Origin of the sequence: Plantactinospora siamensis (assembly GCF_042434095.1) — a bacterium.
Taxonomy (GTDB): domain Bacteria; phylum Actinomycetota; class Actinomycetes; order Mycobacteriales; family Micromonosporaceae; genus KBS50.
Genome location: NZ_JBHLUE010000005.1, coordinates 14,723 through 26,798 on the forward strand (window position 1 = coordinate 14,723; position 12,076 = coordinate 26,798).

Annotated in this window: 11 protein-coding genes; 7 read left to right on the forward strand and 4 right to left on the reverse strand. The window is 68.1% G+C overall.

Annotated features, from left to right (window positions below; translation table 11 throughout):
* Positions 1–144: 144 nt before the first annotated feature.
* From ACFFHU_RS09065 to ACFFHU_RS09090, 6 genes are all read left to right on the forward strand, one after another.
* A complete protein-coding gene (locus ACFFHU_RS09065; protein ID WP_377337307.1) occupies positions 145–1,131 on the forward strand; it encodes a DUF932 domain-containing protein in 987 nt (328 codons plus the stop codon).
* A 151-nt stretch (positions 1,132–1,282) separates the two neighbouring features.
* The gene (locus ACFFHU_RS09070) at positions 1,283–1,780 is read left to right on the forward strand and encodes a hypothetical protein (RefSeq protein WP_377337308.1); all 498 of its coding nucleotides are present in this window, start codon (positions 1,283–1,285) and stop codon (positions 1,778–1,780) included.
* A 116-nt stretch (positions 1,781–1,896) separates the two neighbouring features.
* Complete coding sequence (locus ACFFHU_RS09075) at positions 1,897–2,313, forward strand: hypothetical protein (RefSeq protein WP_377337309.1); 417 nt, start codon at positions 1,897–1,899, stop codon at positions 2,311–2,313.
* Positions 2,313–3,059, forward strand: a complete 747-nt coding sequence (locus ACFFHU_RS09080; protein WP_377337310.1) for a hypothetical protein — start codon at positions 2,313–2,315, stop codon at positions 3,057–3,059. The genes ACFFHU_RS09075 and ACFFHU_RS09080 overlap by 1 nt, the downstream gene beginning before the upstream one ends.
* On the forward strand, positions 2,971–3,366 hold the full coding sequence (locus ACFFHU_RS09085; protein WP_377337312.1) for a hypothetical protein: 396 nt from the start codon (positions 2,971–2,973) through the stop codon (positions 3,364–3,366). The genes ACFFHU_RS09080 and ACFFHU_RS09085 overlap by 89 nt, the downstream gene beginning before the upstream one ends.
* A 204-nt stretch (positions 3,367–3,570) precedes the next feature.
* Positions 3,571–4,215 (forward strand): hypothetical protein, encoded by a 645-nt coding sequence (locus ACFFHU_RS09090; protein WP_377337313.1) that lies wholly within the window; start codon positions 3,571–3,573, stop codon positions 4,213–4,215.
* A gap of 62 nt (positions 4,216–4,277) precedes the next feature.
* On the opposite strand, the gene ACFFHU_RS09095 is transcribed toward ACFFHU_RS09090, so the two are convergent.
* The gene (locus ACFFHU_RS09095) at positions 4,278–4,442 is read right to left on the reverse strand and encodes a hypothetical protein (RefSeq protein WP_377337314.1); all 165 of its coding nucleotides are present in this window, start codon (positions 4,440–4,442) and stop codon (positions 4,278–4,280) included.
* 287 nt (positions 4,443–4,729) lie between these two features.
* Between ACFFHU_RS09095 and ACFFHU_RS09100 the strand changes: the two genes are divergently transcribed.
* Complete coding sequence (locus ACFFHU_RS09100) at positions 4,730–6,091, forward strand: Shedu immune nuclease family protein (protein ID WP_377337315.1); 1,362 nt, start codon at positions 4,730–4,732, stop codon at positions 6,089–6,091.
* Between the two features lie 112 nt (positions 6,092–6,203).
* Here ACFFHU_RS09100 and ACFFHU_RS09105 read toward each other — a convergent pair whose 3' ends face one another.
* The 3 genes from ACFFHU_RS09105 to ACFFHU_RS09115 form a co-directional block, all read right to left on the reverse strand.
* Positions 6,204–7,103: a DUF2637 domain-containing protein gene (locus tag ACFFHU_RS09105; RefSeq protein ID WP_377337316.1), complete on the reverse strand. Its 900-nt coding sequence runs from the start codon at positions 7,101–7,103 to the stop codon at positions 6,204–6,206.
* Positions 7,100–9,844 (reverse strand): BTAD domain-containing putative transcriptional regulator, encoded by a 2,745-nt coding sequence (locus tag ACFFHU_RS09110; RefSeq protein ID WP_377337317.1) that lies wholly within the window; start codon positions 9,842–9,844, stop codon positions 7,100–7,102. The genes ACFFHU_RS09105 and ACFFHU_RS09110 overlap by 4 nt, the downstream gene beginning before the upstream one ends.
* Positions 9,845–10,133: 289 nt before the next feature.
* Complete coding sequence (locus ACFFHU_RS09115) at positions 10,134–12,029, reverse strand: AfsR/SARP family transcriptional regulator (RefSeq protein WP_377337318.1); 1,896 nt, start codon at positions 12,027–12,029, stop codon at positions 10,134–10,136.
* Positions 12,030–12,076 lie beyond the last annotated feature (47 nt).

The window sequence follows — 12,076 nt, forward strand, 5'->3', positions numbered from 1 at the left end:
TTCGCCGCAGAAACCTCGATCGACTCCAACCGATCGCCTTGATCCGTCGGTAGAGGTAGTAAACATTGTTTATGACGGCGGGGCCCGGGGGTTGCAACCCCCGGCCCGCCGCCCGCCAAAACACAATCTGGAAGGGGTGCCACCGTGGCACACGCACTGGAAACCCTCGCGAACGGCCAGACAGCCTTCGCCTCCGCCCGACTGTCCGCCTGGCACCAACTCGGCACTGTCACCGAGGCGTGCATGACCGCCGAGGAGGTCATGAGCAAGGCGTGGCTCGGCGGCTGGGAGGTCCGCAAGATCGCCCTCCAGGGCATCGAGGTCACCGAGCGCGGGGTGACGAAGGTCGACTGCCCCGACAAGTACATGACCGTGCGCACCAACCCGGCCACCGGGGAGACCGAGTACCTCGGGGTGGTCGGCGAGGACTACAGCGTGGTCCAGAACGAGCAGGTCGCCGAGACGCTCAACCTCCTGGTCGACCAGTCCGGCGCGCACTTCGAGACCGCCGGCTCGATGCGCAAGGGTCGGTCGGTCTTCGTGACCATGAAGCTGCCCACGGCCATGCAGATCGCCGGGGTGGACGACCTGGATCTCTATCTCGCGGCCACCACCTCCCACGACGGCACGGCCTCATTGCGTCTCGACGCGACCCCGGTGCGGATCGTGTGCGCGAACACGCAGGCCCTCGCCTACCGGCGGTCGGTCAGTTCCTACACGTTCCGACACACCTCGAACGTCAGCAGCAAGATCGCCGAGGCACGGCAGGCCCTCGGCCTGATGTGGAAGGCATTCGCCGACTTCGAGACCGAAGCCGAAAAGATGATCAACGAGTCGCTGGCCATGGGCGAGTTCGAGAAGATCGTCGCGCAGGTGTGGCCCCTCGCCGACGACGCCTCCGACACCGCGAAGAACAACGCGAAACAGCGCACCGCAACGCTGCGGTACTTGATCCGCGACGCCGACACGCAGAAGGCGATCAAGGGCACCCGGTGGGCCGGATACCAAGCCATCACCGAGTACGTCGACCACTTCGCTCCCGCCAAATCCGACCTCGTTCGGGCGACGCGGGCGCTGACCGGTGCCGGTGCGGACCTGAAGGCCCGCGCGTTCGAGTTGCTGGCGGTCTGAGGTGGGCCGGCATTGGGGCCGGCGCGGGAACACCCCGCCCGGCCCCGGTACCGGCGCGCACCCCGCCACCGGTACCGCACCCGTCCCCACCGAGCCCCCTGCCACGGCCCCGCCGACCCGGGAGGCTGCCGCAACGGCCCTGCACCCCCCGGTGCCGACGGCCACCTCGATGATCGAGCTGGCCAACCGGGTGTGCTCTCACTTCGCGGCGGCCCAGGTCGCTCACGCGATGGCCGAACACTCGGCCAGCGAGGCCGAACACGCCGCACTGACCGCCCGCGCGCAGCAGTGGGAAGCCCTCGTCAACGAGCAGTGGACCGCACTCTGCTCGGCGATCTGGACCACGGCGCCCGAAGGCGCGCAGGTCGAGCGGTTCCTGCCGGTCCGGCCGCTAACCAACGGTCACGTCGAGCTGCACGTCCACGACACCCAGGCCCACCGTCTCGTCGTCCTGCTCACCGGCGCGCAGGCCCTCGCCGTGGGCGCGCACCTGACCGCGTCCGGTGCCGTGAGCCTCGACCGCATCGGCCAGAAGCTCGACTCCGGCCTGCCCCACGTGAAGGCCGCCCCACCGTTCCCCACCAGCGGGGCCGCCCGCCCAGGGACCACCCCGGGCGATGCCGCCGGGCCACCACCCGGCCGACCTTGACCCCCGTGACGTAGGCCGCGCGGCCCCGGTCCAAACCCCGGGGCCGTCCGGCCCCGCTTTCGCGGGCCACCGACCCGCGGCGAGTTCGACCACCCCATCCGCTGAACGGAGTTGTGATGTACCGATCCTTGGAGTACGGCGACACCGCCCGAGTGACCGAGCCGACCGACGCCATCGAGTACCGCCTTGGCACCGTCACCGACGTCCGCTATTCCACCCCGCACACCACCTACGCTTGCCGCTACACCCTCCGCTTCCCCAACGGCACCGAGCGCACCTACCCGGCCGCGGACATCAGGCGAGCCACCCGGGACGACGACCGCGCCGCCCTGCAGGCCGCGCTCACCACGGCGGCCGAGGCGGTGCGCGACGCCTGCCGCATCGCCCACGACTACGACGACGACCTCAGCAGCGGAACCGCGAGCCTGCTGCGGCGGCTGGTCGACCTCGCCCGCCTGCGCCTCGGACTGACCCTCGACCGCGCCGACCCCGCTCGACCGCTGATTTGCGACCAGGACGAAGGCGACCAGTAATGTCACACCTCCCGTACCCCGAGGAATCCGAGCGTCCTCCCGAAGTCGGAGCAATCGACGCGAGCAGCGCGCGGATCCCGGAGTCGCTCTACTGCCGCCGCTGCCGTCGAGCGCTCAACGTCCGCTTCAACAACCAGGGCATGATCCTTGAGTACCTGCACGCGGCCGAGCAGCGCGGCCAGCGCAGCGACCACCGTCCCGAACCCGCACCCATCACCGAGATTCCCGACCCGATCGTCGAGTGCGACTTCTGTACCGCACCCGAGGCCGCCTGGATCTACCGGTGCGCCAACCAGGTCACCGACGCCCGGCGGATCACTGCCCAGGTGGTCGCCGTGGGCGACTACCAGTCTCGGCACCACGCGGCGCGGGTACGCCGCACCGACACCGAGCACGCCTTCACCCAGGCATGGGGAGAAGCCTGGTCGGCGTGCGAGGGATGCGCTCGATGCATCGAGGACCGTGACCTGTATGGGCTGATCGGCCGGGTGATCGAGTCCCTCCCCGCGAAGCTCACCCGAGGCAGACACCTGACCCGGACCCGGGGCCAGCTCCACGAGCGTTACTCCGACGTGTTCGACACCCTCGCCCCCAGCCGAGGTCGCATCGCCCCCGGCCACCCGCTCGGCATTTGGACCCACCCGCCGGGGCGGCGCCATGACGGGCAACACGAGGCGGCACAACTGGCCCGTCTTCACTCACGCGAAGGCCCGCCGCCGGATGGATCCGGTGTGTGGCGCAGATGACGTGCCGTTGAGCCGCCTCACCGAAGACCCGCACCTCGTGGCCTGCCCCGACTGCGAAGGGCTGGCCGACATCGACGCGCTCCCCAACGACGCGACAGCTGGTGACCCTCGGGTGATCGAGCTGCTGCGGGAGGCAAAGGGTGGCGCATGCTGCAAGATTGACGGGGTGCTGGTGGACGCGACCACCGCCGCCGCGATCCTGACCGTGTACGACGCGGCCACACCCGTTACCCGTGCGAAACTGGCCGCGCTGCGCATCGACCGCATGGCGCAGGTGGTCTGGAAGGCGCTGCGCCCACCGGAGTAACCGGGTGGGTCGGTGGCCGGCGGGCACACCCGAGGGTGCGTGCAAGTCCCGACCGGCCACCTCGCCCACTCCGGGCCGCCTGCGGACACAAGACCGCTTCTACCCGAGTCAGGGCGTGCCGCCGATCCTACGGCGAGCCGTACCGCCTCGACGTGCGGTGCCGGCGGCGGCTGCCCGGAGGGAGGATGGGGTGTGGCGCGACGCATGATCGGCGGACGGCTCGCCCTCAACCGAGCCGAAGTCGCCGGGCTAACCGGTGCCGCCTACTCCACGGTCAATCATTGGTGTCGTCACCGCGCCCGGTTCGCCTTCCCGGAGGGCTTCCAGTACGACGACCGTGAGTGGTTCTGGCTCGACGACATCGAGGCGTTCCATACCGCGCACCAAGCGGCGAAACGCGCCGAGCTGACGAAGGTCGACCGCCGCGGCGACCCGCAGGATCTCATCGGCTCGGGCGCGGCCGCGAGGGTCCTCGGATACCGCTCGTACCGCAACCTGCCCGACACCCTGTACGACCGCCCCGACCGCGTCGAGACGCTGCCGGACGGGCGGCTGCGCCGTCTATGGTTCCGGCGCACCGTGTGGGCCGTGGCCGACGCCCGTACGGGCCGGCAGTCCACCGGCCGCACCCCCGGCACGCATGGCGCCCGCAAGCCGCATCCGTACGCCGACGATCCTCGACTCCCCGCCGCCATCGCACTCCTGGCCGAGGTCGACCGCACCGGCCGAGACCGGCGCGGCCTCGGTGTCGCGCTCGCCCAGCAGCTCGGCATCACTCAACGCACCGCGCAACGACTGCTCGCCGCCGCCTGCGCGGCGAGCGGAACCACTACCGGGCAAGGAGCCTGAGTACGACAGGTGCCGCCGAGTTGAGTCTGCTCGGTCCCGGCGGCACCTGTCCTGCGAGCTGCTCAGTCTTCGTCGTCCTCGTCAGCAGTCCGAGGCGTCGGAACCTCAAGCAGATAGCGCAGCGCGCCGTTGATGTCCGTCCCTCGGCTGCCGGCGGTGCGCTTCAGCACGTCGTACACGTCGTCAGCGACCTCGATCGCGCGAAGGCCGGGCTTGCTGTCGGTCATGGATTTTCCCTTCTGGCACATCGGCGTGGTGCCCGTACGGACAGCCGTGCCCATCCACGCCGACCTCGACGGTGCGATCAAGACCGCCGCCGGTCCCAGACCTGATTACGACTGACGGTTCTCCGCCAGACAACGAGCGCATAGGACCGAATGTGCAGGTAGGTGCGCCAGGCTTATGGACCGACGGCGGCAGCGCCGGCAGCGCCGTGATGCAAGATCCTCGTTGTACGGCATTAACCGATACGATCGGTTGCAACGGGTACAGTGGCGGCGCTCGAGGAGTTGACGTGGCAGAGTTCGGATCCGGTGAGTTGAACCGAGGGCTGATCAGCCTGGAGGGAAGCTCGGCGGGAGTGGCTGTTGTCTACTTTCACGCAACGCTTGAATCCCTGAAGGCGCTACACCTGCCTGAAGGCGAAAACTTCGAGCCGGTCCGAATAATTGAAATCGACGAGAACGAGGATCGCATTCTAATCTATCCAATTGGCACCCAGCCGGTGGCTCACCGATTCGGAAAGCCGAAATACCGTAGGCTCCGGACGATCAGTGTCCCGTTGGATTACCTCACTCTCCCAACGAGTGCAAACGAAGTGCCGGATCTACTTGGAAGCCTTCCGCGTGGCTTCCTGAAGGATTATCAGTTTGGTCTTGGTTTGGCAAAACCCTACCAGGCCATCGTCACGGCAATTGAGACGCAGGCCAGATGCTCACACTTGCACCTCACCACGAAGGGGGAGGCCAGGGTTGACATTGATACGTTGTACATCTCTTTATCTGATTTCGACCTTGCACGGTCGGAATGCGATCGTATAGCCGCACGAGCCAATACTGCTGCGTTGAATGTTAAGGTGGCAACCGCAGCTAACTGGCTGGCGGGCCATCTTGGCACCGAGAGCATGCAGTACAAGCGTGGACGCCATCCCATGATTCAACGCTTCGCTGACGCCTCCGCAGGTCAAGATGGCCTTGACGAGGAAGATACCGCTGATCTTTTGGCTCTTATGGAGCAGAATGTAGATTCGATATCTAGTAGGCGCCCAGGGGCGGTGGCGAAGCTAAGGAGAGATATCGAGCTCGTGCAGTTGGACGGACTTATTGATAGGTTTGAGACGATGCTCACCGCTTCTCACAATGAGGAGGCCTGGCAAAGTTTCTTCACGGAGAATCCTTTCATTCTGACTTTCGCCTTCGGCTATCCTATGATCTTGGTTCAGGACCAAGCCGTCGCTGGTGGCCGCAAAATCTCCGGCTCGGGCGAAAAGATAGCGGACTTCATCTCGAAGAATCCTACTACCAACAACGTAGCGATTATTGAAATCAAGAAGCCGGACACCTCTTTACTCCAGCGCACTGAATATCGACGAGGTGTTTACGGCCCATCGAAGGAATTAACCGGCTCGATTACTCAAATTCTCGATCAACGATACCAATTGGTTAGCGAATTTGCATCGATGCAACGAGCATCGAGAATCTTTGACATCGAGTCGTTCGCCGTGCAGCTGTGCCTGGTTGTTGGCCGCACGCCGACGAATCCTGACGAAGCTAAGTCGTTTGAGTTATTTCGTGACTCTCTCGCCACGATCGAAATCGTCACATTCGATGAGCTGTTGGAGAGGGTTCGGCTACTTAGATCGTTCCTTGCCGATTAAATGTTCCAGGATGGCAAGTTTGGGCGGGGGACGGCATTGACCGGTCGGGCGGACTGGGCCAACAGGCGGCCTCCTCCCGTGTCTGATCCTGCGGTGAACTGACAGCGGCATGTCATACCGGTGCCGCAGTACGGGTGCCGTTGACCGGCTGCGTCTCCTGACGCAGCGTAACGAGCAGTTGTGAGACGGCGCTGTTGCGGATCGAGTGGCCGTTCTGGCGTAGCCGCCGGGCCAGGGCATCCCGGCTGACGGTGTGGCCTTCGCTGGTCAGCTCGTCACGGGCCGCGCGGGCCGCGGCTAGTAGCGGCACCAGATCCGGGCCGAGGTCGACATCGGTCTCGTTGGCCGTCTCGTAATCGTCAGGTTGAGCAGCGAGGTCACGGTGAGTCTCGCTGCCGTCTGTTCCCTGATCGTCGTTCCGGTGTTCGGCAGCGTCAGGAGTCGTGCGCTGGGCTGGTTGGCTGGTATCGACATCAAGGAGGGGAAGCTTGGACCGTGGACTCCTGCCGGGTGGCCTGGTGTCGTTGATCTCAGGCGTGGGCTCGATGGGCGATGCGATGGGCTGGCCTGGTGATGGTGCCGGTGGGGTCTTCGCGGCTACGACGCGCGGTGGGTGTTCAGCTTTGCGGCGGCGGGCGGCGAGTTCCACGAGCGATACCGAGGCGACGATGATCAGCCCGTCGACTGAAAGCGGTAGGAGGTAGGGGACGGTGCCGGTCTCGCCGTACCTGGCGACGACTCCCACCATGTGGTGATAGCTGATCCAGGCGGCGATCGTGGCGATGGTCGAGGCGGCGACGATCCGGATGACGCCGAGCGCACGGTGGTGAACTGGTATGCGGGTGACCAGCTCGACGGTGATAAGGAGGGCCATGGGAGGCCACGCCGCGATGGTCTGAGAGACCGGGTTTGGTTTGGCGTGCAGGATGTTCGCGGTGACGGAGGCTGCCACGCCGAGGACCAGGGTGGCCCGCACGGCCCATTGCGTCCGCTGGAGCCGTCTGTCGGTCATGGCCGTCCTCCTGGAACGGGGGCGGCGGGTCGGAATTGACGTTCGGCGATGCGGCGGGTGGCTTGGGATGGTTCGGCGCCGCCGAGGTCGGCGAGGCGGTCCTCCAGGCGGCGGAGGGTGCGGCGTACGGCGTCGGGCCGGTGCTGTCGGCCGTGGATGCGCATGATCCGCTGGTACAGCTCCTCGTTGACCGGCTCGAGTTCGGCGGCGCCTTCGAGCGCGGCAAGAGCTTGGTCGGGATGGTCAGCTTCGACGATCTCGGCGATCCGGGCGTAGGCGGTCAAAACCTGGTGCCGGTAGCTGGTGGCATGGTCGGCGGCCCAGGTGTAGTCGTGGCCCTCGGCGAAGTCGCCGCCGTAGAGCCCGGTGGCCCTGCGCAGCGCCGCCAGCGTGGCGGCCTCGTCGTCGCTGTTGAGGGCCTCGTTGATGGCGGTGAGCATTTGCCACAGGTCGACGGAGACGGTCTGCGGGTCGAGCTGGTATCGGCCGGTGGCCGGGTCGTAGACGATGAACATGGGCTCGTCGTGGCCGCTCGCCGTGCGCAGGACCCGGCGAGCGGAGGTGATGTCTGTGCGGACGCGGTTGACCGCGGCGGCCGGGTCGACGTCGGGGTGCAGGGCTGCGGCGAGCTGGTCAAGGGTGCGGCCCGCAGGGTGGGCGGCCAGGACGGCGAGGATCAGGTAGGAGCCGCTGCGCATGCCGGTAGTGATCGGCCCGGCGTCGGTGGCGACGGTAACCGGGCCCAAGACCCGGAGGCGGACCAGGGTCGCCGTCTGACAAGGCTGGGCCGGTACCGGTTCGGCGGCCTCGGCGCTGATCGCAGCTGCCGGGTTCTCGGTGGGTCGTTCGTCAACGTCGGTGCCTGGCTCGGGGCGAGCCGTGGTCTCGGTGAGCATGGTGAGGATGGCGGCGAGGTCGTCCGCGCTGAGCGTGGAGAACCGGACCACTGTGTGCGGCTCGTCGCTGCTGGCGGTGCCGTCGGCGGTGATGTCGATGGTGGGGATGCCATCTTGCGGGCCGAGGATGACGGGGTGCAGGTCCAGGGCGGTGCGGTGGGTGGCTACAGCCTGCAGGCGGGCACCGTGCGGGGGGTTGGCGTCGATGAGCAGCACGTACGGCGGTTGCGTCTCGGCGTGGTCGGTGCGGGTGTTGAGGTCGGTGATCGTTTCGGCGTTGAAGGTCTCCAGCAGGCGGCACCGGCCGACCGTCTCCTCCTCGGCGTGGGTGACCGCCGCCGCGGTGTCGGCGAGCACGAGGAGGCGTTCCCCGTCGTAGGAGGTGCCGTCGGGGTCCAGCCCGACCGCCGGGGCGTCTTCGGGCAGGAGCCGGGCGAGTAGGTCGGCGGTTGTGACCACCACCGGGCGGCTAGTTGCGGAATCGAGCACGTCGCTGGTTAAGACGGACGCGAGGACGGCGCGGGCCGCTGGTACGGCCCCGTCGCCGTGCAGGGCGACGCCAGGACCGGGCAGCTGGAACAGGCTCACCTCGGTGCCCTCCGAGTCGACGCCGATCGGCGCCGCAACGGCCGGACTGGCGAGGTGATGGGCACCGCCGCTGGAGCCGAGGTAGCGGCTGCCGATGTTGTCGACGGCGGCCCGACGAGGCGGCGTCGGGGCGGGCTGCGTCGCGGTGCTGGTCGGGGCGGGGAAGGTGAGTCGTGCTCGGCGGCGGCGTTGCAGGCGCAGGAGGGTGGCCACGGTGGCGATGGCGGCGGCTAGGCCGAGGCTGATCCAGCCCTGCGGCGGCACTGCGATTCCGGCCTGGTGCTGGGACGGGGCGGTGTTCGGTGCGGGCGTCGTGACGTCGGCCGAGTTGGCTGGTGGGCTCGGTTCGGTGGCACGTGGTGCTTGAGCGCTGGGCGTCGGGGTGCCGGTAGCTGGCGTCGGGGCTCCTGGAGCGGTCTTGCTGCCGCTGGGTGCAGTGTGTCCGGAACTGCCCGACGGTGGTTTCTGGGTGCGGTGTGGGGCGGCGGCTGGCTTGGTGTCGCTGCCGGGGAGGGTGAGTATCCAGCCTGTGTGGATCATGTCGGGGTCGGTGAGGGCGTAGCCGTTGGCCTGCTTGTGTCCCCGGTTGAGTTTGTAGATCTCCGGCCAGCGGTTGGGATCGCCGAGATGGTCGGCGGCGAGGTCCCACAAGGTATCTCCGGCAACGACGCGGACCGCGCCGTTCGGAGCGCGACGCGCATGGGCGGCGCTGCGTCCGCCGGGTCGGTCTCGGTCCAGGGGCGTGGCGAGGGCCGCCGCCGACATCACGATCTCTGGAGAGTTCGACGAGGTACGGGAAGGCGTCCATGCCGCCGGCTCTTCATGGTGGACCGGGGTGCCCTGATCTGCTTGAAGTGGCGTGAGCGGAAGGAGGCTGGCGCCGGTGGCGGCGGACTCCTGCGCGGCGGCAGGCAGAGCTGCGGTGGCCACAGCGGTGGAGCCCAGCACCGTCGCGGCGAGGGCCTGGACGGGGCCGGGTAGGCGCAGGTCGAATTGGCACCGGATGCGAGCGGCGACGTGCCGGTGGATGTGGTTGACCACGGCAGAGACCAGAAGTGCCCACAGCAGCCAGGCGCAGGCCTCGCCCAGTACCACGAGGAATTCGGGGCTCAGCGGCTCGTGTACCCACTCCGACAGCCACCGCGTCGACAGGCTGGGGGCGGTGAGTCGGCCAGTCGAGTAGAGCAGCAGTGCCGGCGCGAGCGCGACAACAGCGGTGACGGCACGTACGACTCCGGTCAGGCTCTGCTTCGCCATGGCTAGTCCTCCACCTTGTTGCGGCGGCTCATGGACCAGACCGTACGAGCAGGACGCGGCGCCGCGACCGTCGAGCGATCTGACAGCACCTCACACTTCCTTACACGACCTCACACCCACAGGTCAGACGGCCTGACGCCGTGGACGTGACCGGCCGGACAACTTCAGCCATCCCGGGCGGCCGGAGCGCAGGGTGAACGCCGCGAGCGGACGGGCGTGTGCGGACCGTGGTCCTGCGGGCATCGGCGGTCGTCAGGATCGGCTTGGACAAGCCGACCGGTGCACCGGCTTATGCGGCCGCTCCGCGCAGCTGTTGGCTGGGCTCAAGGCCGACCGCGGCGAGCCGCTGCGTGTAGCGGTCGACCAGGTCGTCAAGGGCTGTCTGGTCTCCGGCGGCGGCCAGCAACCGGATGGCTCTGTGGTGGAGGTCTTCGTTGTAGGGGTCGACGCGTATGCCCTCCTGCACCAGGGCCAGCGCCGCTTGCGGGTCGGGCGCGATCTCAGCAAGGTGGCCGTAGGCGTCCAGGACGAGTCGGCGGCCGGCTTCTCGTGGCCCGTCGATCCAGGCCCAGGATCGGCCGGCGGCCAGGTCACCGGTGTAGGCGTCAATGACGGCCTGCCAGGCGGCGGTGGTGTCGGTGACTGCGGTGGCGGCATGGCGGGCGGCGTCGCGGAGGCGCCATAGGTCAACTTCGAGGTGATCGCCTTGGAGGTGGTACCTCTGGTCGGTGGAGGTGATGACGGTGGTGTCGGCCGCGGTGCGGGTGATGACGCGCAGGTCGCTGAGGGTGGTGTAGAGCCGGCCCGTGACGGTGCGCGGGGAGATACCCGGCCAGATCGCACCGACCAGTTCCCCGGCAGTGGCGCCCTCGGGACGAATGGCTAGGAACGCCAGCACCTGCCAAGTGGCGTTGCGCCGGATCGTCAGCCCCTGTCCGGCGTAGCGCAGCTCGGGTTCGCCGAGGAGCCGCAGCCGCAGTTGCGGGGTCGGTTCGGACGTACGTACTTCGGCAGGCGGAGGTGTGGTCTGGCGGGGAATCCGCACCTGCGATGCTGCGGAAGCCGGTTGGGGTGGCGGCGCCGGAGAGGCCGCGTGCCGGATCACGGTCAGCAGGTCAGCCGTCGCGGTGGCGTTCAGGACACACAGCCTTCGCCCTGCCGCGTCCGGGCGGTACGGGTCGTGGACGTGGCCCGACGGATTGACCTGCCATGTCGTCCCGGCCTGCCACTCGCCGAGCAGTACGACAGCTGCCACACCCGAGCCTTCACCGAATGCGGCGGTCCTCCGGGCAACCTGGGCGTCGGTGACACTGTCCATGAGCAGCAGCGTCTCAGCATGGCGATCCGGGTATGGCGGTGCCGCCGCTACGGCCATGGCCTCGTGTTCGGTGCCGGTGACGATGAGGCCGGGTAGGTCACCGATGTTTTCGGGGAGGAGCCGGTCGAGCACGGTGCGAGTGGTGATGATTCGCTGCGGGCGGTACGTGGTGGGTCGGATTGCAAGGAGCGCGGTGACCAGGATGCCGCGGGCGGCGTCCAGGGCTCCTGGCCCGGTCAGCCCCACGCCGCCCGCCGGCAGGTCGCGCAGCGGTGGCGGTAACCACCCGATCTCCGGGCCGGTGGCCGTGGTGGGTTCCGAGGACAGCGAGGAAAGGGCGGCTTGGACCGCTCGGACGGTGACGGGCAGGTCGGCGAGGTCGAGGTCGGCGTTGCCGGGCCGGTTTGTGGGACGGGGTCGGTAGACGCGGCGGCGGCGTATCCACAGCAGAGTAGCGGCGGCGCCGACCTGTTGAGCCGTGTGTGCAGGCATCCATCCGCCCGGAAGGTGCACCCCATCTGTCGGTGCCGTTGCCTCCCTCTCGCCGCCGGGCAGAATGGGGTCCGCGACGGTGGAGCGGTCGAGGACGTCCCCGGCGGCGGGCCCACCATGCCCGGGATCGGCGGGTGCGGTGGTACTGCTGCCTCCGGGGATGGCGAGGAGGGCCGCGCCAGCCATGCCGCTCGCGGTGGCCTGCATCGGTGTCGGCAGCGGAATGCGGCGCAGCCACCGCACCCCAGCCTGGACCCGAGCCAACAGCCGCAGCACGAGGGTGGAGGCGAGGAAGAGCCACACGAGCCACCCGGCGGCGGTGAGCGCGAACCGGAGGGTCTGGTCGGTGACGGGATCGGCCAGCCACTGCCGCAACTGCGGCTGTGAGGGCCAAGACGTCGGTACGACTCCGTAACGCAGCA